Below are 21561 nucleotides of genomic sequence, written 5' to 3' on the forward strand. Positions count from 1 at the left end.
TTTCTCTCGTGCGGAGTGCTTCCATGCCTGTCCAAGCCTTGTTCAAACCTTTCCAGCTCGGTGCACTGCAATTGCCGTCCCGTGTGGTCATGGCGCCAATGACCCGTTCGTTTTCCCCTGGTGGCGTACCCAATTCCAAAGTGATCGAGTACTACCGCCGCCGCGCGGCGGCCGGCGTGGGCCTGATCATCACGGAAGGCACGGTGGTGGGGCACCAGGCTTCCAACGGTTATCCGAATGTCCCGCATTTCTACGGTGAAGCCGCACTGGCGGGCTGGAAGAAAGTGGTCGATGCCGTGCATGCCGAGGGCGGCAAGATCGTCCCGCAGCTGTGGCACGTCGGCAGCGTGCGGCGCATCGGTACCGAGCCGGATGCCAGCATCCCGGCTTATGGCCCGATGGAAAAACTCAAGGATGGCAACGTGGTGGTCCATGGCATGACGGTCCAGGACATCAAGGAAGTGATTGCCGCCTTCGCCCAGGCTGCCAAGGATGCCCAGTCCATTGGCATGGACGGTGTGGAAATCCACGGCGCCCACGGGTATCTGGTCGACCAGTTCTTCTGGGAAGGCAGCAACCAGCGCACGGATGAGTACGGCGGCAGCCTGGCCAACCGTTCGCGTTTTGCCATTGAGCTAATCCAGGCTGTGCGGGCTGCCACAGGTCCCGAGTTTCCGATCATTTTCCGCTTCTCCCAATGGAAGCAGCAGGATTACACCGCACGCCTGGTGCAGACCCCCGAGGCGCTGGGTGAGTTTCTCAAGCCGCTGTCTGACGCCGGCGTGGATATTTTCCACTGTTCCACGCGGCGTTTCTGGGAACCGGAGTTTGAGGGTTCCGAGTTGAACCTGGCAGGCTGGACCCGCAAGCTCACGGGTAAGCCGACCATTACCGTGGGCAGTGTTGGCCTGGATGGCGAGTTTTTGCAGTTCATGGTCAACACCGACAAAATCGCGCAGCCCGCGAGCCTGGAAAAACTGCTGGAGCGCTTGAATAACGATGAGTTTGATTTGGTGGCCGTGGGTCGTGCATTGCTGGTCGACCCGGATTGGGCGGTGAAAGTACGTGAGGGGCGTGAAGGCGATATCCTGCCGTTCAGTCGTGAAGCGTTGACCACTCTGGTTTAAGTGGTGAATTGACGGGCGCCATCGCGGGCAAGCCCGCTCCCACAGGTTGATTGCATTCCAATGTGGGAGCGGGCTTGCCCGCGATAGGGACCGTCAGGTCAGCTTCGAGCCGCCCGTCTCCATCAGATCCTCACCACAAGCCCCGCGCAGTTGGTGTTCAAACCGCTCGATGATCGCCGGCCAACCCTGGCGACTGGCATGCTGGCGCGCATTCAGGCGCACCCGCCGCAAACTCTCCGGTTCTTCCAGCAACCAACAGGCAGCGTCGCAAAACGCATCCTCATCCCCCGGCATTGCCACAGCGCCACTGTAGCCGTGGCGAATATGCTGGGTGGCGGCTGCCTGGTCGTAGGCCACTACGCCCAAGCCCGAGGCCATGGCTTCCAGCACCACGTTGCCAAAGGTTTCGGTGAGGCTGGGGAACAGAAACAGGTCCCCCGATGCATAGTGCCGCGCCAGCTCCTCACCCCGTTGCGTCCCGCAGAAAATCGCGGTGGGGAGGGTCGTTGCCAGTGCTTCGCGTTGCGGCCCGTCGCCAACGACGACCAGCGTCAGCCGACGCTGTGGATAAGTTGCCTGCAACGCCTCGAAGCAGCGTTTGAGCAAGCCGAGGTTTTTCTCCGGTGCCAGGCGTCCGACATGCATGACGGCGATATCGTCATTGCCCAGCCCCCATTGTTCACGCAGGGCATTGTCACGCCTGGCGGGGTGGAACAGTTGACTGTCTACGCCGCGCGATAACAGGTCCAGGCGCTCGAAGTGGCGGCGCTCCAGTTCCACGCGCTGGCTGACGCTGGGCACCAGGGTCAGGGTGGAGCGGTTGTGGAACCAGCGCAGGTAGTGGGTCAGGAGGCGGCTGAGCATGCCCAGGCCGTATTGGCTGGAATACTGCTGGAAGTTGGTATGGAAACCGCTGACCACACTGATCCCCAGGCGCCGTGCCGCACGCAGTGCCGACAAGCCCAGCGGGCCTTCGGTGGCAATGTACAGCACGTCTGGACGCTGGCGTTTCCAGCGCCGCAGCAGTTTGTGCATCGAGGACTGCCCCCATTGCAGGCCCGGGTAGCCCGGCAGAGGCCAGCCGCGACACAGCAGCAGGCTGTCGTCACTGAGGCGGCTCAAGTCATCACCTTGGCGCGGGCGCACCAACTCCACCTGATGCCCGCGTGCGCGCAGGCCGTCACACAGGCGGCCAAGGGTGTTGGCCACGCCGTTGATTTCCGGTGGGAAGGTTTCGGTAATCAGGGTGATGTTCAAGAAGGCTGTCGTCATGCAGCCAGTGTCGGTGCGGGCCGTGTCGTCATTGTGTCGTCACGATGACGGATTTGTGACGATGCGGCCCGGTAGTGGTTTAGTTGAACGGCGCAGGACGCGGGGTCTTGGCCGAGGACGGCGGCAGCATCGGCAACTTGAAGTCCGGCTGGTCACCGGTCAGCGTGTCGAGGAACGCGACAATCTGGCTCACCTCATCGGTGCTCAACGTGCGTCCCAGTTGCAGGCGCGCCATGACGTCCACTGCTTCGCTCAGGTTCCAGTAGGCACCGTCGTGGAAGTAGGGGTAGGTCAGGGCGACGTTACGCAAGGTCGGCACCTTGAACATCATCCGGTCCTGATCCTTGCCGGTCAGGCCGGCCACACCCTGGGCCGGGTTCTTGGTGGCATAGGGTTCGACCATGCCCATTTTCTGGAAGGTACTGCCGCCTACTGCCTCGCCGTTGTGGCACGCCACGCAGCCGATGCTCTTGAACAACTGGTAGCCTTGCGCCGCCGTGGCGCTGATGGCTTTTTTATCGCCCAGCAGCCAGCGGTCGAACGGGGCGTTGGGGGTGACCAGGGTTTCTTCAAAGGCAGCGATAGCATTGGTCACATCGTCGAACTGGATGCCGTCATCGCCATACACCTTCTTGAACGAAGCCTGGTACTGCGGGATCGAGCGCAGTACGTCCACGGCCAGGTCATGGGTGAAGCCCATTTCGCCAGGATTGGAAATCGGGCCGCCGGCCTGTTCCTGCAACGTTGCCGCGCGCCCATCCCAGAACTGCGCGACGCTCATGCTGGAGTTGAGCACCGTTGGGGAGTTGATCGGCCCCTGGTGCCAGTTGTGCCCGATGGAGGTGGGCAGATTGTCGCTGCCGCCCATGCTCAGGTTGTGGCAGGAGTTGCAGGAAATAAAGCCGGACTTGGACAAGCGTGGGTCGAAGAACAATTGCTTGCCCAACTCGACCTTATTGGCATCGGTGATCTTCGCCGGCTGTACCGGCAGTATGGGCTCATTGGCGGCGGCGGCCCCCCAGGCCTCGCCGCCCAACATCAATCCGAACATCAGCATCAACGGTCTGTACATGGTGCGCTCCCCACAGGCTTATAGTTTTAATAACCATGTGCTCTGCATGGGCAAATCGCCATGATCCAGGTCAATCGAACCGCCTAGGGGGTTTTCGCCAGCATCGTTTCGGCGCCTTGCTCACGCACCCAGAACAGCGTCGCTCCCGCTACCGCCGCCGGCATCATCAGCAGGTTGACCACCGGCACCAGCAACACCAGGTAGACAATCCCGCCGAAGCTCATGCTCTGCCAGCGCTTCTGGCGCAGCCAGGCGAGCATTTCGTTCCAGCCCAGTTTGTGGTTGTCGGCCGGGTAGTCGATGTACTGGATCGCCATCATCCACACCCCGAACAGCAGCCACAGCGGCGCGGCAATCAAGTTGACCACCGGGATGAAGGACAGGATGAACAGGCCGATGGCCCGGGGCAGGAAGTAGCCCAGCTTGCGCATTTCCCGGGCCAGGGTGCGCGGGACCATGGCGAACAGCTCGGCCCAACTGAAGGCCGGGAAGTCATCGGTGCCACGCACCACCACTTCGACTTTTTCGGCGAGAAAACCGTTAAAGGGCGCGGCGATGATATTGGCGAGCATGGTGAAGCTGAAAAACACCATGAATGCCACCAGCAGCACGAACAGCGGCCACAGGATGTAGCTGAGGAAACTCAACCAACTGGGCAACGTCGGCATCAGGGTATCGACCCACAGGCTGAACTGATGGCCAGCAAAATAGATCAACCCGACGAACAGTATCAGGTTGATCGCCAGGGGCAGCAGGACGAACAGGCGCAGGCCTGGGCTCAAGACCAGTTTCAGGCCTTCACGCAGGTATTGTGGGCCTGACAGAACGGGGGCGGGCATGGATAACTCCGGGCAAAAGGGCGAACGCGCCGACCTTACCGGCTTTGCGGATACGGTGAAAGCACGGTCAGCAGGCCGACATTAACGGTAACAAACATGTTGATTAATAGGTGTCACCGAATAGAGACCGCCTATGAGCTGGATTGTTATTCCGTATTTCCTTAATCTTGCCCCCCTCTATACGCTGCACCCATTATTTTCAGGGCCTGCGAGTTCAAGCCTTCCCCAAGTGCTTCGCGGTCCTTTTTTATTCCAGCCGCTCTGTAGTCCGGGCGGTCGATAGGAGTGAGTCATGTCTGATACCCGTCATTCGCGAGTGATTATTCTCGGTTCCGGCCCTGCCGGTTACAGTGCCGCGGTCTACGCGGCCCGGGCCAACCTCAAGCCGTTGCTGATCACCGGCATGCAGGCGGGTGGTCAGTTGACCACCACCACCGAAGTCGACAACTGGCCGGGCGACGTCCACGGCCTGACCGGCCCGGTGCTGATGGAGCGCATGAAGGAACACGCCGAGCGTTTCGAGACCGAAATCGTCTTCGACCATATCAATGCCGTGGACTTCTCGAAAAAGCCCTACAGCCTGACCGGCGACAGCGGCGTCTACACCTGCGATGCGCTGATCATCGCCACCGGCGCCAGCGCCCGTTACCTGGGCCTGCCATCGGAAGAAGCGTTCATGGGCAAGGGCGTTTCGGCCTGCGCGACCTGTGATGGTTTCTTCTACCGCAACAAGCCGGTAGCAGTGGTCGGTGGTGGTAACACCGCCGTGGAAGAGGCGCTGTACCTGGCCAACATCGCCAGCACCGTGACCCTGGTTCACCGTCGTGAAACCTTCCGTGCCGAGAAGATCCTGATCGACAAGCTGCATGCGCGGGTTGCCGAAGGCAAGATCATCCTCAAGCTCAACGCCACTCTGGATGAAGTCCTGGGCGACACCATGGGCGTGACCGGTGCACGCCTGAAAAACAACGATGGCAGCTTCGACGAGCTGAAGGTCGACGGCGTGTTCATCGCTATCGGCCACACTCCGAACACGTCGCTGTTCGAAGGCAAGCTGACGGCCAAAGACGGTTACCTGGTTGTACAGGGTGGTCGTGAAGGCAACGCCACTGCGACTAACATCGAAGGCATCTTTGCCGCCGGCGATGTGGCCGACCACGTCTACCGCCAGGCCATCACCTCGGCTGGCGCCGGTTGCATGGCGGCCCTGGATGCCGAGCGTTACCTCGACGGTTTGAAAGACGCTTCTTTCTAAGCCGTTGCAATAAAAAAACCGGCCGTGAGGCCGGTTTTTTTATGTGCGCGATTTGACGAACACCGCAATCCAATCAATGTGGGAGCTGGGTTTTAAGCTGGATCAGCGTCGGGCCAAGGGCTGTGTGTTGAATTTCACACCCGCCAGGCCATGCTCGATCAACGCGCGGATGTTGCTGTGATCTGTGCCCTCAGGCGTCGCCAACACCGAACGGTAATGCTCACCGAACGCCAGCAAAGCCTGCTGGTCGCTCAAGCCTTCTAGCAGTGCCAGGCCCAGGGTCTTGCACGAGCCTTCGTTCTGCCCGGCGGCGTTTTCCACGCCACCATTGCAGAAGGCCTGTGGCTGGTAGTCGTAGTTGGCGGCGATAAAGGCCAGGGTCTGGGCAAAGGCATGTTCGCCGCTGTCGAGGCTGGCGCGCAGGGTGTTCAGGTCAGTCATGGGGTTTTCCTTTGGCAAACGCCGCCTGTTGCTCGGCGCTGGCTTCTTGCTGGTATTGGGCTTTCCACTCGGCGTACGGCATGCCGTAGACCACTTCGCGGGCGTCATCGAGGCTGATCTCGATCTGGCGTTCGTCGGCCTCGGCCTTGTACCACTTGGACAGGCAGTTGCGGCAGAACCCGGCGAGGTTCATCAGGTCGATGTTCTGTACGTCCTTGCGGCTGTCCAGGTGTGCAACCAGCCGGCGGAAGGCCGCCGCTTCGAGTTCCAGGCGTTGTTGGTCGGTCATAGGGTTCACGTAGATTCAGGGGGTTAACGGCTGGCTGCCAGGGTAATCGAAACCGACTCGGCAAAGCGCAGCGCATGGGGCTTGTCGACTTCGACTTCGGCATACAGCACCGATTCATTGCTCATCACCAGGTCCAGCAACTCCTGGGTCAGGCGCTCAAGCAGGGCAAAGCGGTTGCCCTCGACGTGGGCGATGATGGCCTTGGTGATGGTGCGGTAGTTCAAGGCGTGGTCGATATCGTTGTCGCGCACGGCGTCTTGTGCGGCATACAGGATGGTCAGGTTGATCAACACATCTTGCTTGTTGAGGATCTCATCCTCGTTGATGCCAATGAAGGTGCGCAGACACAGGTCCTTGACCCGGATACGCGCCATACCTGGTTGAAGTTGTGGCATTGCTACTTGCTCCGTCCAATCAATTGCAGGAACCCCACGCGGCTGGTGTTCGGGTTTACTTGACATGCCGCCCGCCATTGACGGTCAGGGTGGTGCCGGTCACATAAGGGTTGTCCAGCAGGTAACGCAGGCTCTGGTAAATCACTTCGGCGCCGGGCTCGATACCCAGTGCTGACTTGGCCAGGACCTTGGCGCGATAGGCCGCGTCGTCGCCGTCGTTGAACATCACCATGGCTGGCGCGATGCCATTGACCTTGATCCGGGGCGCGTATTGAGCGGCGAAGGACAGGGTCAGGCTGTCGAGCCCGGCCTTGGTGGCACAGTAGGCGATGTGCTGGCGGCTACCCTTGCGGGTCACGTCGTCGCTGATATGCACAATGTCGGCTGGCGTCGAGTGTCTTAGCAAGTCAGCACAATGCAGGTTGATCAGGTACGGCGCAAGCATGTGCACACTGAACATATCGATAAAGGCGTTGGCCTCGTCCCCCGGTGTTTCTGCGGCCCAGGTCGAGGCGTTGTGGATGATCGCCCGCAGGCTGTCGGTATGGGTCTTGAGTTCGCTGATGAACGCCAGGATACCGGCCTCGCAGGAAAAATCGGCAAATACGCCAATCGCGCCACGCTCGCGCAAGGCCTGCACGCCGGGACGTTCACTGCGATAGCTGAAGATCACCGGCTGCTGTTCATCCAGCAGGCGCAGGGCACAGTGCAGGCCGACACGTTGGCCGGCGCCGGTGATCAGGATCGGGGCGGGGGTGGAGGTCATGGCAGGCTCGGGTCGCGGGCAAGCCAAAACTATACCAGCGACCGGCCTGTAGCGGACCGGCTTAAACGGTTGCTTCGGCAGGTTTTACCCGTCGCGGGGCCGGATTGAGCCAGCCTGCCAGCAAATGGGTCGACAGCGGAATGAACAGATAGACCATCAAGGGCGTCAGGGCCAGGGTGCTGACCAGCACGCGGCTGAACAAGCCCAGTTCGGCCAATAGCGGTTCCAGGCCGAAGTTGAACAGCAGCGACACCGGGAAAAACGCCAGCCAGATCGCCACGGCCTGTTTCCAGCGCGGTGGGCGCTGGCCCGCCGCACCAAACCAGCCTTCCATGCCGCTGACGCGATGCTCCATGGGGTCTGCGAACAATTCGCTGCCGCGCCCGAGCCAGGCGCTGCGCGAGGCAGAGAACTCCCAGGCATGCAGGGTCTGCTCGTCGGCGAAGCGGAAGATGATCTGGAATTCGCCACCGTCGGCAGGCGGTGCAAGCACGCCTGAACCCAGGTAGCCGGGGAAGTCAGTGGCCAGTTGCTCGCCTTCGCGCAGCCAGCTCATCATGTCCTGATAACGGCCTTGGGCCGCGCGGCGCGCAACCATCAAGGTGACGGGGAGGGTAGACATTGTGTATCTCCGAATGTGTGGGGGCGCTGCACCGGGTAGGTGGCGTCCCTGGCGAGGCCGCAGGGTAGGGCGGCGACGCAAAAAAACAGGCAAGGATTATTCCTGATTTGACGAAATACGCCAGCGGCATTGGACGGCTGGGCAGATCCCTTGAAAAAGACAGGTATAAAAGCGTTATATGGGATCCAACTTCGTACAAGTTTTGGTCATTCGATGCCTGTAACCACAGCCCTTTCCCCTGGTCTTGAGCATGGCGGTCTATCCGCCGCGGATGAGTTGTTCCCGATTCGTGAAGTCGCAAGATTGACAGGTATCAACCCGGTTACCCTGCGCGCGTGGGAGCGTCGCTATGGTTTGATTCAGCCGGTGCGCACCGAAAGCGGGCATCGCCTGTACACGCAGAAGGACATCGAGACCGTTCATCGCATTCTGGATTGGATCGAGCGTGGCGTGGCGGTCAGCAAGGTCGGCAAGATCCTCGCCCGGGACAATGCGCAAGTGTCTTCACTGCAGCACCTGCAGGAAGGCAGCGGCCATCACGAGTGGTCCCAGTGGCAGCAGCAGTTGCAACTCGCCATCGGCGCGTTTGATGAGCTGCAACTCGAGCGTCTGTATGGGCAGGTCTTTGCGGCGTACCCCGCTGCAGTCGCGTTCCAGGACATCCTGATGCCCCTTTGGCGTCAATTGTTGCGGCATCAGGGGCGTTTTGGACAAGCCAGCGAATGGTTGTTTTTCGACAGTTTCCTGCGTGCGCGGATTTCCCAGCGCCTGCAACTGGCCCGCGCTGGCCGCACGCCGCAGGTACTGCTGGCGGCCATTGCCGGCGAGTGCCGAGAACTGGAATTGCTGGTGGCGGGGCTCATGCTCAGTGGTGACGAACTGGCCGTTCATGTGCTGAACGTGGGCCAGCCCCTGGATGAGTTGACACTGATCTGCGAGAAGACTCGCCCGCAGGCGCTGGTGCTGTTCTCCAACCGTTCACCAACCCATGAGTTGCCCAAGCGGTTGGCGCGGTTGGCCCTGACCCTGGAGTGCCCAGTGCTGCTGGCCGGTGATGCCTCGGACATGGCAGAGCAGCCACTGGCCGGTACTGCCATCGGCTGCCTGGGCAATGAGGGACGGTTGATGCAACGGCGCTTGCAGCAGTTTCTCGGGGGAACCCTGGATACCTGAGATCAGGCATGCACTTCGGGGTGGGCCAGGCGATGCTGTTGCAGGATGAACTGGCGCAGGCGCTCGGTTTCATCCACATCGCCCTGGCTCAAGCGGTAGGCAAACAGGCCACGGGCTGTCTCGCGCTCCAGCGTGCCACGCACGGCAATCCGCTCGTAGCCGGAGGGGCTGAACCACATCGAGAAGGTCCGAGGTGGTTTGCTACGGCCACGGGCCTGCACCAGCAGGCCCTTGAATGACACTTCATGCACCCATAGCGCACCGGGCTGGCCCCTGACATTTTCCAGGGCCACCGGCTCTTCGAGCACCAGGCGCCAAGGCCGGATCATCGGTCCATCCTCGAAAATGCTCGGGACGCCCAGGCGCAGGTGCAGCGTGTGAAACTCGTCCTCTACCAATTGCAGGGGAAAGGTCATCTGCTGGTTATCGAACTGCGCCTGGATTGTCACTTGTTCATGGGCCGCCAGACGCGTGAGCAAGTCGCGGATCTGCGCGCCACCGTTGACCGTCAGGCTCGACGACACATCCCGCACATTCAGTTGCGGGTTGTGGTGCATAGTCTGGATGAAGTCCAGTTCGTCCTGCGTCAAAAGCGCGTCGCGTTGCATTGATGTGGCTCAAGGAAATGCGTGAGTGAACTGATTATCACCCTAAAGACCGTGTTTTCTAAAGTTTGTTAGATCCGCTCGTCGCTCGGAGTGCTGCCAATTCGGCTGTAAGCTGCGCCACTTGGGCTTCCAGCTGCGCCACACGCAGCTGGGCCTTGACCTGGAGCGTTACGTCTTTCTGTACGCCGACGAAATAAGTCTGCTGATCGGCCGGGTTGTAAACCGTCGATAATGACAGTTCATTCCAGAAGTGCGTGCCGTCCTTGCGGTAGTTGCGCAGGATTTCCCGGCACGCGCCGCCACTGTCCAGGGCTTCACGGATGGCCATCAGGGCTGGCTGGTCACGGTCGCCCGACTGCAGGAAGCGGCAATCCTGATAAAGGATATCGTCCAGGGCGTAGCCGGTCATGCGTTCAAAGGCCGGGTTCACGTAAATCAGCGGCTTGTCCTGGCCTTCCCGTTCCGCCACGACGATCCCGTCGTTGGAGGCGTTGACCACCATTTGCATCAGCTTGGCGTTGATCATTGAGCGATCCATGGCTTGTTTATGGAATGTTTAGTGTAAGACAACCCTCCCGGCGGCCAACTGTTAATATCCCAGGCTTTCACTCAACTACAGGATCAGATTGATGAAAGTCGCCATCCTTTCCGGCTCGGTCTATGGCACGGCAGAAGAAGTTGCCCGCCACGCCATGGATATCCTCAACGCTGCCGGTTTCGAGGCCTGGCATAACCCGCGGGCGACCCTGGCCGATGTGCAGGCCTTCGCTCCGGACGCCTTTCTGGCCGTCACTTCCACCACCGGCATGGGCGAGCTGCCGGACAACCTGATGCCGCTCTACTCGACCCTGCGCGACCAACTGCCCGCCGCCTGGCGCGGTCTGCCGGGAGCGGTGATCGGCCTGGGGGACGCCAGCTACGGCGATACCTTCTGCGGTGGCGGCGAGCAGATGCGCGAGCTGTTTGGCGAACTGGGCGTGCGCGAAGTGCTGCCGATGCTGCGCCTGGATGCCAGCGAAAGCGTCACTCCTGAAGCGGATGCCGAGCCTTGGCTGGCAGAGCTGGTCACGGTACTGCGCGGCTGATCGGGTACTCACGCAGTCACGCCTGGGCGGCTGTCGACAGATAGGCGCCCAGGCGCCAGACAAAGGCGGGGACCTGAGTGTTTGCCGCCTCTTTATTGGCGTCGCTTCTCTGGCACCACGGTGTACGAATCCGAACTATCCTCACGGTTGACTCGCTCGGTCATCAAGCTGGCTGCCAACGCAACTACGGCTACCTTGAGGTCTGACTAGACTGGCCCTTCAGTCCAAAAAAACAATAAGAACACCACCGCGTCGAGGTCATTGCCGTGAGCCTAGCCCCCGTTCAATCGACACAGAGTGTAAAAGACCAGGTCAGCGCTGCCGAATGGCAGACCCGTATCGACCTGGCAGCCTGCTATCGCCTGGTTGCCATGCATGGCTGGGATGACCTGATTTTCACCCATATCTCAGCCAAAGTGCCGGGCACCGAGGACTTCCTGATCAACCCGTTCGGGCTGATGTTCCACGAAATCACCGCCTCCAGCCTGGTCAAGGTCGATCAGGCCGGCCACAAACTGATGGACAGCCCCTACGAGATCAACCCGGCGGGCTATACCATCCACAGCGCTGTACACGAAGTGCGCCACGACGTGGTCTGCGTGCTGCACACCCACACCGCAGCCGGCGTGGCCGTATCGGCACAGAAGCAGGGCGTGCTGCCCATCAGCCAGCAGTCGCTGTTTGTGCTGTCGAGCCTGGCTTATCATGCCTACGAAGGTGTGGCGCTGAACCACGAGGAAAAGGCCCGCCTGCAAGCCGACCTGGGGCCTAGCAATTTCCTGATGCTGCACAACCATGGCCTGTTGACCTGTGGCGCGACCATTGCCGATACCTTCCTGATGATGTTCACCTTCCAGCGCGCCTGCGATATCCAGGTGCTGGCGCAAAATGGCGGGGCCGAATTGATCGCCATCGAACCGCAGATTCTTGCGGGCGCCAAGGCGATGATTGCCGGCGTGACCAAAAGCGCCCAAGGCATGGGGGGCGCATTGGCCTGGCCGGCCTTGCTGCGCAAGCTCGATAAACAAGACCCAGGATACCGACTCTGATGCCACTGGCGGAGATTCCCCTGAGTGCCTGGCGCAAGCGCGGGCAGAGTTTTGTGTTTCGCGGCCAGACCATCCGTTACTGGGTGGCCGGGCAAGGTGAGCCCTTGCTGTTGATCCACGGCTTCCCCAGCGCCAGTTGGGACTGGCACTACCTCTGGCAGCCCTTGGCCCAGCGCAACCTGGTGATTGCCTGCGACATGCTCGGCTTTGGCGACTCGGCCAAGCCCCTGGACCATACTTATTGCCTGCTGGAGCAGGCCGACCTGCAACAGGCCCTGCTGGCCCATCTGCGGATTCAGCAGCCGGTGCATGTCATGGCTCACGACTACGGCGACAGCGTGGCCCAGGAACTGCTCGCCCGGCACTACGAGGGCCGCTTTCCGCTGGCCAGTTGTGTGTTTCTCAATGGCGGGCTCTTCCCCGAGACCCACCGCGCGGCCCTGGTGCAAAAACTGTTGCTCAGCCCCTTGGGCTGGATGATCGGCCGCGCATTTGGGCGCAACGCCCTGGCCGACAGCTTCAAGCAGATCTTCGGCCCCGACACCCGCCCCAGCGAAAGCGCCCTGGATGACTTCTGGAGCCTGATCGAAAATAACGACGGCCCGCGGATCCTGCACAAACTCATCGCCTACATCCCCCAGCGCCGCCGCCAGCGCGAGCGCTGGGTGGCGGCCATGCAGCGTGGCGAGGTGCCGTTGCGGGTGATCGATGGTGAAGTCGACCCGATCTCCGGCGCGCACATGGTCGCGCGCTACCGTGAGCTGATACCTGACGCCGACACGGTGCTGCTGGCCAATATCGGCCACTACCCGCAGATCGAATCACCGGTGCAGGTGCTCAAGCACTACCTGGCGTTTCGCGAACGTATTGATCGCACTAAAGACCCCATGTGGGAAAGGGCTTGTGTGGGAGCTGGCTTGCCTGCGATGCGGACACCTCGATAAATCAGTTGCACCGAGGTGTCGGCATCGCAGGCAAGCCAGCTCCTACACGAGCCAATCATCCCCGTACCTTATTGCGCACCATTCACCCCCGCCCGTATTTATTGTGACCACACGCCCTGTGCCTGACACTCGACCCATCGTCCACTGTCTTCGCTGGAGTTCCCTATGAGTGAGTCTGTGCAGTTCCAAGATAAAGTCGTGATCGTCACCGGTGCCGGTGGCGGCCTGGGTCGTGCCCATGCGCTGCTGTTCGCCAGGCACGGGGCCAAGGTACTGGTCAACGATCTTGGCGGCTCGACTCAGGGCGAAGGTGCCAACGCCTCGGCGGCCGACCGCGTAGTGGCCGAGATCCGCGAGGCCGGCGGGATTGCCGAGGCCAACCACGACTCGGTGACTGACGGCGAAAAGATCGTGCAACATGCCCTCGATGTGTTTGGCCGCATCGACGTGGTGGTGAACAACGCCGGGATCTTGCGCGACAAGACCTTCCATAAAATGGAGGACGGCGACTGGGACCTGGTGTACCGGGTGCATGTCGAAGGCGCCTACAAAGTGACCCGTGCCGCCTGGCCGCATATGCGCGAGCAGGGTTATGGGCGGGTGATTTTCACCGCCTCGACGTCGGGCATCTACGGCAACTTCGGCCAGTCCAACTACGGCATGGCCAAGCTCGGCCTGTATGGCCTGACCCGCACCCTGGCGTTGGAAGGGCGCAAGAACAACATCCTGGTCAATGCCATCGCGCCTACCGGCGGCACGCGCATGACCGAAGGCCTGATCCCGCCGCAGGTGTTCGAAAGGCTCAAGCCCGAACTGGTCAGCCCGCTGGTGGTATACCTGGGCAGCGATGCCTGCCAGGAAACCTCCGGGCTGTTTGAAGTGGGTGGCGGCTGGATCGGCAAGACCCGCTGGGAGCGCAGCCTGGGCGTGGGCTTTGATCCCGAGGCAGGCTTTTCGCCAGAGGATGTGGCGGCGCACTGGCAGCAGATTTGTGACTTTGACGGGGCGGTCCATCCCAAGGACAACATCGAAGCCTTGAAGGAGATGATGGACAACCTGCACAAGTACAGCCTGTGATCGTTACCTGAAAAATACTCAATCCTGCGGGGCGCTGATAGCGCCCCGCTTTGTTTCAGGCATAAAAAAGGCCGCTGCATAAGCAGCGGCCGAAGTAAGACGTTGGATCAAGGAGCTACAAATCAACGTCAGTGAACACCGGTAACGGACTGAAAATACGCCTCAATCCATCAAAAACTGGCTTTCGTGAAACGGGCGGTTTGCCTTGAAAGCCCGATCAGAATAGTCCGTTGTAACAGAATGAAAAATACTGATTCAGGACAAGGACTGTTACCAAAACAACAACAGTGCCGACTCTTAGGAGCGAACTTGCTCGCGAAAAACGTTAACGATGACGCGTTGAGTCTGGTTTAACGCGGCGTCCTGAAGCTCTTCGCGAGCAAACTCGCTCCTACAGGGGGTGGGGGTTATCCATGCGCTTGATGGCGCTTCATCCACTGCGTCGATAGCCCTGCCAGCACCCAAGCTAGAGCCTGCGCTAATCCTTTCGAGTGACAAAACGAATACCTCCTTGGTGCGCTTATCGCTCCTGATGGCGGGCAGTAGGGTGAGGCCTTCTGTCACACCACCTTAGGAAGACGCATGACAAAAACAACAATGCGCGCCATCTTCAGGCCACAGGCGCTGGCCGCTGCGGTTGCTTTGGGGTGCTGCGTTCAGGCGCAGGCTGTTTCATTCAATATCGGCGAGATCGAGGGGCAATTCGATTCGTCGCTGTCGGTAGGGGCCAGTTGGGGCATGCGCGATGTCGACCGTAAGCTGGTGGGCACGGTCAATGGCGGCAGTGGCCAGGCCTCCACCGGGGATGACGGGCGCCTGAACTTCAAGAAGGGCCAGACCTTCTCGAAAATCTTCAAGGGCCTGCATGACCTGGAACTCAAGTACGGCGATACCGGTGTGTTTGTGCGGGGCAAATACTGGTACGACTTCGAGCTCAAGGACGAAGACCGCGAGTTCAAGCCGATCAGCGACCACAACCGCAAAGAGGGCGCCAAATCCAGCGGTGCGCAGATCCTCGATGCCTTCGTCTATCACAACTATTCCCTGGGCGACCTGCCGGGCACTGTGAGAGCCGGTAAGCAGGTGGTCAGTTGGGGCGAAAGTACCTTCATCGGCAACTCCATCAACAGCATCAACCCCATCGACGTCTCGGCCTTCCGCCGTCCGGGCGCCGAGATCAAGGAAGGCCTGATTCCAGTCAATATGCTGTTCGCTTCCCAGGGCCTGACCAACCAACTGACCGTGGAAGGTTTCTATCAGTTGGAGTGGGACCAGACCGTGCTGGATAACTGCGGCACCTTCTTTGGCGGCGATGTGGCGGCCGATGGCTGCACGGATAACTACACCGTCGGCAGCCCGGCGATCCGCCCGTTGCAGCCGGTCGCGGCAGCGCTCGGCCAGGGTTTTGGCGTGACCAATGAGGGGGTGATCGTGCGCCGCGCCGCCGACCGCGATGCACGGGATTCCGGGCAGTTCGGCATGGCCTTGCGCTGGCTCGGTGACGACACCGAGTACGGCCTGTACTTCATGAACTACCACAGCCGCACGCCGACCGTGGGCACCCTCACGGCCAACACCAACCTGGCGACCATCGGCAATATCATCAATGCCGCCAACCGCCTCTCCCCGGGCAGTGGCGCCGGCCTGGCGCAGAGCGTGATGCTCGGACGCGGCCAGTACTACCTGGATTACCCGCAAGACATTCGCCTGTACGGCGCCAGCTTCTCCACGACCCTGCCCACCGGCACGGCCTGGACCGGGGAAATCAGCTATCGCCCCAACGCACCGGTGCAACTCAACACCACGGACCTGACCCTGGCCCTGGTCAACCCGATTGCCGGCAATACCGTATCGCCGATCAAAAGCTCATTCGGTGCCGATAACACCGGCTACCGGCGCAAGGAAATCACCCAGTTCCAGACCACCATGACGCAGTTTTTCGACCAGGTCCTGGGCGCCGAGCGCCTGACGGTGGTGGGCGAAGCGGCCATCGTACGGGTGGGCGGGCTGGAGAACAAAACCAAGCTGCGCTATGGCCGCGACTCGGTCTATGGCCAATACGGCTTTGGCGGTGATACCGACGGCTTCGTCACGGCGACTTCCTGGGGGTATCGCGCCAGGGCGATCCTCGACTACAGCAACCTGATCGCCGGGATCAACCTCAAGCCCAACCTGTCCTGGTCCCATGACGTCAAGGGCTATGGCCCCAACGGCCTGTTCAACGAAGGCGCCAAGGCGCTGAGCGTCGGGGTCGATGCGGACTACCGCAACACCTACACCGCGAGCCTGAGCTACACCGACTTTTTTGGCGGTGACTACAACACCCTGACCGACCGCGACTTCCTCGCCCTCAGCTTCGGCGTGAACTTCTGATTCGGCTAAAAAAGAACAAGGACAATAACCATGGGTAAGATGATTTTGCAGTGCGGCGCACTGGCCCTCAGCCTGCTGGCCGCCAACGTGATGGCTGCCGTGTCACCGGAAGAAGCCGCCAAGCTTGGGGCCACCTTGACTCCGATCGGCGCGGAAAAGGCCGGTAACGCCGATGGCTCGATCCCGGCCTGGACCGGTGGCATCCCGAAAAACGCTGGTGCAGTGGACAGCAAGGGCTTTTTGGCCGACCCGTTCGCCAATGAAAAACCGCTGTTCGTGATCACCGCCGCCACGGTCGACCAGTACAAGGACAAGCTGTCGGATGGCCAGGTGGCGATGTTCAAGCGTTACCCCGAGACCTACAAGATTCCGGTCTACACCACCCACCGCACGGTCAACCTGCCCGACGACATCTACGAGTCGATCAAGCGCAGTGCACTCAACGTCAAGTCGATCAACGACGGCAACGGCCTGGAGAACTTCACCGGCAACCGCTACTACGCCTTCCCGATTCCGAAAAATGGCGTTGAGGTGTTGTGGAACCACATCACCCGTTATCACGGCGGCAACCTGCGGCGCATCATCACCCAGGCCACCCCGCAGACCAACGGCAGCTACACGCCGATCCGCTTCGAGGAGGAGGTGGCGGTGCCGCAACTGATCCCGGACATGGACCCGGCCAAGGGGGCCAACGTGCTGACCTTCTTCAAACAGTCGGTCACCGCCCCCGCGCGCCTGGCGGGCAACGTGCTGCTGGTTCACGAAACCCTCGACCAGGTGAAGGAACCGCGCCTGGCGTGGATCTACAACGCCGGCCAACGCCGCGTACGCCGCGCACCGCAAGTGGCCTACGACGGGCCGGGCACTGCGTCTGACGGCCTGCGCACGTCGGATAACTTCGACATGTTCTCCGGTGCGCCCGATCGCTACGACTGGAAGCTGGTGGGCAAGAAGGAAATGTACATTCCCTACAACGCCTACAAGCTCGACTCGCCTTCGCTCAAGTACGACGACATCATCAAGGCCGGCCACATCAACCAGGACCTGACCCGCTACGAGCTGCACCGGGTCTGGGAGGTGGTGGGCACGGTGAAGCCCAGTGAGCGGCACATCTACGCCAAGCGCCACATGTACATTGACGAAGACAGCTGGCAGGTGGCACTGGTGGATCACTATGACGGTCGTGGCCAATTGTGGCGCGTGGCCGAAGGCCATGCGCAGTTCTACTACAACCACCAGACCCCGGCCTACACCGTCGAGACCCTGTACGACATCATCGCCGGACGCTACATCGCCCTGGGCATGAAGAACGAAGAAAAAAGCAGCTTCGTGTTCGGCTTCAATGCCAAGGCGGCGGACTACACCCCATCGGCCCTGCGCGCCTCGGGCGTACGCTGATCCAATACACCCCCCTGTAGGAGCCGGCTTGCCGGCGATAGCGCCAGCCCCGGCAAAGACTATTCATCTGAGGCTCCGCCATCGCCGGCAAGCCGGCGCCTACAGGGAGGTGCCGTTCATGAGGTCCGGCTTTTTTATGCCCGGCAATCAGCCCGCTGAATACTTCTTCAACAACGCCCATTGACAGGACTACGGTAGGCCACACGCCGCATAACAATAAAAAAAGGGACGCTGTAATGACTGCCATGACCCGTCGCCTGGATCGCCCTGGATTCATGCCACGTTTGTCTTCCCACCATTTGCTGCGCCCACGCCTGGCCGAGCCGTTGCTGGCTAGCGAGGCGCGGGTCAGGTTGCTGTGCGCACCGGCCGGCAGTGGCAAGAGTGCCTTGCTGGCCGAATGTGCCCTGCGGGCCCCGGCGAGCGGCCAGGTGTATTGGCTGGCGCTCAACGGCGCGGCCCTGGAACCACTGGAGTTGTGTCAACGCCTGGCACAAAGCCTGGGCCTGGCGTTTATCGATGAAGCCACCTTGTTGCTGGACTTGAGCCGCTGGCAAGCGCCGGCCTGGCTGATGCTCGATGACTATTGCCGAGTGGCGGCACCGGCTTTGGATGCCTTGCTCGATCGGGTGCTGGCGGCCAGCAGCCCGACCTTGATCTGGTGGCTGGGTGCGCGGCGTCGGCCAGCCTGCAATTGGCCGCGTCTGCTGCTCGATGATGAGTTGTGGGAGTGCGGCACTGCGGAGTTGGCGTTCGATCAGCAGGAGATTCAGCAACTGCTCGATCATCACACAGGGACGGGACAGACCGCCGACAAGGTCCTGCAGTTTTGCGCCGGCTGGTGCGCAGGGGTGCGTATCGCCCTGCTCGAAGGCGACAGTCATCCCGACAGCGGCGCCTGGCATGGGCGTTCCCAGACCTTGCTCGATTATTTGCAACACGAGCTGTTCAGCACGTTGCCCGAAGAGTTGGAGGAAGCCTGGCGCGTACTGGCGCACTTGCCGCGTTTCAATCCGAGCTTGTGCGAGCACTTGTTCGGGTTTGGCGATGGGGCCGGTTACCTGCGCGATCTTCAGGCCCTGGGCGCGTTTATCGAACCCTGGGAAGACTCACCGGACTGGCTGCACGTCTTCACCCCCCTGGCTCAGTTGCTGCGCGACGAACCCTGGCCGGCCCGGCGTTCCTGGCACCGGCGTGCCTGCCAATGGTTTAGCGCCGCACAGGATTGGCAGGCTGCATTCGAGCAGGCACTGCTGGCTGAGGAGTACGAAATGGCCGTCAGCCTGCTGGAACATTTCAGTTTTGAAGACCTGTTCCGCCAGCAGAATGCGGTGCTGTTGTTGCGCCTGCATGAGCAACATGGTGATGAGTTGATGCTCGGCTCGGCGCAAAGGGTGGGGCTGGTCACGGCGGCCTTGCTGTTTGCCGGGCGTTTCGACCAGGCCGCGCAATGTATCGATCAACTGGCACGTTTCACGCCGCAACCCACGGCAGCCCAGCAACGGCACCTGCTGGCGCGCTGGCAGGCGCAGTGGGGGTGGCTGTTGCACCTTAATGGGGACGCGGTACCTGCGCGCGAGCATTTTCTGGAGGCGTTGAATGACTTGCCGGACAGCGCCTGGACGTCGCGGTTGATGTGCTTGTCGGGGCTGACCCAGCAAGCGCTGTTGCGCGGCGAGCTGGACGTGGCCCAGGCCCTCAACCGCGAGGCGTTGTGCCTGGCGCGGGCCAATGGTTCGTTGCTGCTGGAGGCGGTGCTGGAGCTTGATCATGCCCAACTGCTGGAACAGCGGGGCGCACCGTATCGGGCCCAGAGCCTGTTGGAAGGCGTGCAGGCGATGCTGGTGCAACAGCGCCTCAAGGCCGGGCCGTTGATGGGCCGGCTCGCCTTGCGCCGTGGGCACCTGGCATTGCGCCAGGGGCATGACACCTTGGCCCGCGAGTGCCTTGAAGCCGGCCTGGGCATGTGCTTGTACAGCCAGGACAAGCGCGTGCTCTATGGTTTCCTCGGGTTGGCGATGCTGGCGGCCAATCGTGGTGATTACGCCCAGGCGTTTATCCAGTTGCGCGACGCCGAACGCCTGATGCAGCGTCGACATGTGCCCGACACGGTGTATCGGGCCGTGTTGCTGTTGCTCAGTGGGCATTTCTGGCTGCAGCAGGGGCGAGCCGAACTGACCCAGGAAGCGGTCAGCCGGGTGCTGCGCCACTTTCACGGCCCCCAGGCCAAACAGGCCCCGCCGGCGACCCTGGAGCTGATCCCCCGGCTGGAATACCTGCTGGTGCTGGCCCAGGTCAAATTGCGCCGGGCCGAGCAGCCTATCCAGCGGCTCATGGCCCTGCTCGACACCGCCCGCGAGCGAGGCATGCAGTGCCTGGAAGTGGAGCTGCACTTGGTCTTGGGCGAGGTGGCCTGGCAGTTGGGCGAGCGAGCGCAGGCGATGTGTGCGCTGCAAACCGGGCTGGCCCTGGCGGCGCGCTGCCAGGTGCAGCAGGCCGTGCGTGAACTGCGCCTGCGTCAGCCGGGGCTGCTCAGTGAGTTGGGGCTTGAACCCCAAGAGGCGGTGGCGGCGCCAGGGGAGAACCCGCTGAGCCAGCGGGAGCTGGAAGTGTTGCAACTGATCGCCCTGGGCAACTCCAACCTGGAAATTGCCGATCGGCTGTTTATCTCGCTGCACACGGTCAAGACCCATGCACGGCGGATTCACAGCAAGTTGGGGGTGGAGCGACGGACCCAGGCAGTGGCCAAGGCCAAGATCCTGGGCCTGATGGCCTGAGCGACGGCACTACAGAGAATGGAGACCAAATGTGGGAGCGGGCTTGCTCGCGAAAGCGGTGTATCAGTCGCCGGATAAATTGACTGAAGCACCGCTTTCGCGAGCAAGCTCGCTCCCACATTTTTTGTGTGCATTCAGTAAGGGTGGGTCAGGGCTGGTAGCCCATCCGCCAACTCACCGCCTGGCTCGCCGCAAGCAATTGCCCGGCGGCGGGTCCATCTTCATCGGCATGGAACAGCGAGGTAGGCCCTACCACCGTCATCACGGCCACCACCTGTCCCATCCCATTGAACACCGGCGCCGAGAGCGCATCGACCCCCGGCATCAGCAAGCCATGGACAAAGTGCAGGCCACGTTGGCGAATCTGCTCGCAGGTTTGTGCATAGCTCTGATCGTCCGCCAGTGCATGGGCGGTACCGGTCTGGATTTCCCGGGTGCGCAGGTCCAGGGTCTCCCGCTCAGGTAGAAACGCACTGAACACCAACCCGGTGGAAGAGCTGAGCAGCGGCAGCACCGACCCCAACTGTGTCACCACCGTGACCGCGCGCACCGCCGGTTCGATATGCACCACGGTCGCGCCGTGGTTGCCCCACACCGCGAGAAAGCAGGTTTCATTCAATTCATCGCGCAACTGTGCCAGGGGCAGGGTGGCGACTTTCAGCACGTCCATGCTGCCCAGCGCCGCCAGCCCCACCCGCAAAGCCTCGCGGCCCAGGCCGTAATGGTTGGTGGCGACGTTCTGTTCGGCAAAACCCGAGGCAATCAGGGCTTGCAAGTAACGGTGGACCTTACTCGCCGGCATCTGCACATGCTCGGCCAGACGCGACAAGGACGTGGCCGGCGACAGTTCGGCCAGGGCCTTGAGGATGTCGGTGCCGACTTCGGCCGAGCGGACTTTCTGTTTACCGGTGTCGCGGGGGGCGGGCGGCTTTTCCATGGAGAGCGTATGTCCGAAAGACGAATGGCGGTCTTTATAGCTTGACGCTCGACATCGAGCAA

The 21561-nt window shown here is 61.4% G+C and carries 21 protein-coding genes; 10 read left to right on the forward strand and 11 right to left on the reverse strand.

Annotation, left to right across the window (positions count from 1 at the left end):
- The first annotated feature begins 23 nt into the window (after positions 1 to 23).
- Complete coding sequence (locus HZ99_RS22455) at positions 24 to 1127, forward strand: NADH:flavin oxidoreductase (RefSeq protein WP_038446133.1); 1104 nt, start codon at positions 24 to 26, stop codon at positions 1125 to 1127.
- A gap of 93 nt (positions 1128 to 1220) precedes the next feature.
- On the opposite strand, the gene HZ99_RS22460 is transcribed toward HZ99_RS22455, so the two are convergent.
- From HZ99_RS22460 to cysZ, 3 genes are all read right to left on the reverse strand, one after another.
- A complete protein-coding gene (locus HZ99_RS22460) occupies positions 1221 to 2399 on the reverse strand; it encodes a glycosyltransferase family 4 protein (protein ID WP_038446136.1) in 1179 nt (392 codons plus the stop codon).
- Between the two features lie 79 nt (positions 2400 to 2478).
- Positions 2479 to 3471, reverse strand: coding sequence for a cytochrome-c peroxidase (locus HZ99_RS22465; RefSeq protein ID WP_038446137.1), 993 nt, complete (start codon positions 3469 to 3471; stop codon positions 2479 to 2481).
- Positions 3472 to 3554: 83 nt separating this feature from the next.
- Complete coding sequence (gene cysZ / locus HZ99_RS22470; protein ID WP_038446139.1) at positions 3555 to 4310, reverse strand: sulfate transporter CysZ; 756 nt, start codon at positions 4308 to 4310, stop codon at positions 3555 to 3557.
- Between the two features lie 292 nt (positions 4311 to 4602).
- On the opposite strand from cysZ, the gene trxB reads away from it, so the two are divergent.
- Complete coding sequence (gene trxB / locus HZ99_RS22475; protein ID WP_038446141.1) at positions 4603 to 5565, forward strand: thioredoxin-disulfide reductase; 963 nt, start codon at positions 4603 to 4605, stop codon at positions 5563 to 5565.
- Positions 5566 to 5667: 102 nt separating this feature from the next.
- On the opposite strand, the gene HZ99_RS22480 is transcribed toward trxB, so the two are convergent.
- From HZ99_RS22480 to HZ99_RS22500, 5 genes are all read right to left on the reverse strand, one after another.
- Positions 5668 to 6006, reverse strand: coding sequence for a HopJ type III effector protein (locus HZ99_RS22480; protein WP_038446144.1), 339 nt, complete (start codon positions 6004 to 6006; stop codon positions 5668 to 5670).
- Complete coding sequence (locus HZ99_RS22485; RefSeq protein WP_038446145.1) at positions 5999 to 6295, reverse strand: DUF1244 domain-containing protein; 297 nt, start codon at positions 6293 to 6295, stop codon at positions 5999 to 6001. Before HZ99_RS22485 ends, HZ99_RS22480 begins: the two co-directional genes overlap by 8 nt.
- A 23-nt stretch (positions 6296 to 6318) precedes the next feature.
- On the reverse strand, positions 6319 to 6690 hold the full coding sequence (gene folX, locus HZ99_RS22490) for a dihydroneopterin triphosphate 2'-epimerase (RefSeq protein ID WP_032857710.1): 372 nt from the start codon (positions 6688 to 6690) through the stop codon (positions 6319 to 6321).
- Between the two features lie 55 nt (positions 6691 to 6745).
- Positions 6746 to 7456, reverse strand: coding sequence for a dihydromonapterin reductase (gene folM / locus HZ99_RS22495; RefSeq protein ID WP_038446147.1), 711 nt, complete (start codon positions 7454 to 7456; stop codon positions 6746 to 6748).
- A gap of 61 nt (positions 7457 to 7517) precedes the next feature.
- Positions 7518 to 8078: an antibiotic biosynthesis monooxygenase gene (locus HZ99_RS22500; RefSeq protein ID WP_038446148.1), complete on the reverse strand. Its 561-nt coding sequence runs from the start codon at positions 8076 to 8078 to the stop codon at positions 7518 to 7520.
- Between the two features lie 213 nt (positions 8079 to 8291).
- On the opposite strand from HZ99_RS22500, the gene HZ99_RS22505 reads away from it, so the two are divergent.
- On the forward strand, positions 8292 to 9251 hold the full coding sequence (locus tag HZ99_RS22505) for a MerR family transcriptional regulator (RefSeq protein WP_038446150.1): 960 nt from the start codon (positions 8292 to 8294) through the stop codon (positions 9249 to 9251).
- A 2-nt stretch (positions 9252 to 9253) separates the two neighbouring features.
- On the opposite strand, the gene HZ99_RS22510 is transcribed toward HZ99_RS22505, so the two are convergent.
- Complete coding sequence (locus HZ99_RS22510; RefSeq protein ID WP_038446152.1) at positions 9254 to 9859, reverse strand: hypothetical protein; 606 nt, start codon at positions 9857 to 9859, stop codon at positions 9254 to 9256.
- 58 nt (positions 9860 to 9917) lie between these two features.
- Positions 9918 to 10385 (reverse strand): PAS domain-containing protein, encoded by a 468-nt coding sequence (locus HZ99_RS22515; RefSeq protein ID WP_038446155.1) that lies wholly within the window; start codon positions 10383 to 10385, stop codon positions 9918 to 9920.
- Positions 10386 to 10488: 103 nt separating this feature from the next.
- Here HZ99_RS22515 and HZ99_RS22520 point away from each other — a divergent pair, with 103 nt between their 5' ends.
- From HZ99_RS22520 to HZ99_RS22555, 7 genes are all read left to right on the forward strand, one after another.
- Positions 10489 to 10944 carry a flavodoxin gene (locus HZ99_RS22520; RefSeq protein WP_038446158.1) on the forward strand — a complete coding sequence of 152 codons (456 nt, stop codon included), beginning with the start codon at positions 10489 to 10491 and terminating at the stop codon, positions 10942 to 10944.
- 266 nt (positions 10945 to 11210) lie between these two features.
- Entirely contained in the window at positions 11211 to 11993 is a 783-nt protein-coding gene (locus tag HZ99_RS22525; RefSeq protein ID WP_038446159.1) for a class II aldolase/adducin family protein, read from the forward strand.
- A complete protein-coding gene (locus tag HZ99_RS22530) occupies positions 11993 to 12937 on the forward strand; it encodes an alpha/beta fold hydrolase (RefSeq protein WP_051903222.1) in 945 nt (314 codons plus the stop codon). The genes HZ99_RS22525 and HZ99_RS22530 overlap by 1 nt, the downstream gene beginning before the upstream one ends.
- A gap of 165 nt (positions 12938 to 13102) precedes the next feature.
- Positions 13103 to 14014, forward strand: a complete 912-nt coding sequence (locus HZ99_RS22535) for an SDR family oxidoreductase (RefSeq protein ID WP_038446162.1) — start codon at positions 13103 to 13105, stop codon at positions 14012 to 14014.
- 582 nt (positions 14015 to 14596) lie between these two features.
- On the forward strand, positions 14597 to 16387 hold the full coding sequence (locus tag HZ99_RS22545; protein ID WP_038446166.1) for a DUF1302 domain-containing protein: 1791 nt from the start codon (positions 14597 to 14599) through the stop codon (positions 16385 to 16387).
- Positions 16388 to 16417: 30 nt separating this feature from the next.
- Positions 16418 to 17785 (forward strand): DUF1329 domain-containing protein, encoded by a 1368-nt coding sequence (locus tag HZ99_RS22550; protein WP_038446169.1) that lies wholly within the window; start codon positions 16418 to 16420, stop codon positions 17783 to 17785.
- Between the two features lie 236 nt (positions 17786 to 18021).
- On the forward strand, positions 18022 to 20562 hold the full coding sequence (locus tag HZ99_RS22555; protein WP_038446171.1) for a LuxR C-terminal-related transcriptional regulator: 2541 nt from the start codon (positions 18022 to 18024) through the stop codon (positions 20560 to 20562).
- 148 nt (positions 20563 to 20710) lie between these two features.
- Here the strand turns inward: HZ99_RS22555 and HZ99_RS22560 are convergent, their stop codons facing one another.
- Positions 20711 to 21499 carry an IclR family transcriptional regulator gene (locus HZ99_RS22560; RefSeq protein WP_038446172.1) on the reverse strand — a complete coding sequence of 263 codons (789 nt, stop codon included), beginning with the start codon at positions 21497 to 21499 and terminating at the stop codon, positions 20711 to 20713.
- Between the last annotated feature and the right edge of the window lie 62 nt (positions 21500 to 21561).

The sequence above is a fragment of the Pseudomonas fluorescens genome, assembly GCF_000730425.1.
Lineage (GTDB): Bacteria > Pseudomonadota > Gammaproteobacteria > Pseudomonadales > Pseudomonadaceae > Aquipseudomonas > Aquipseudomonas fluorescens_X.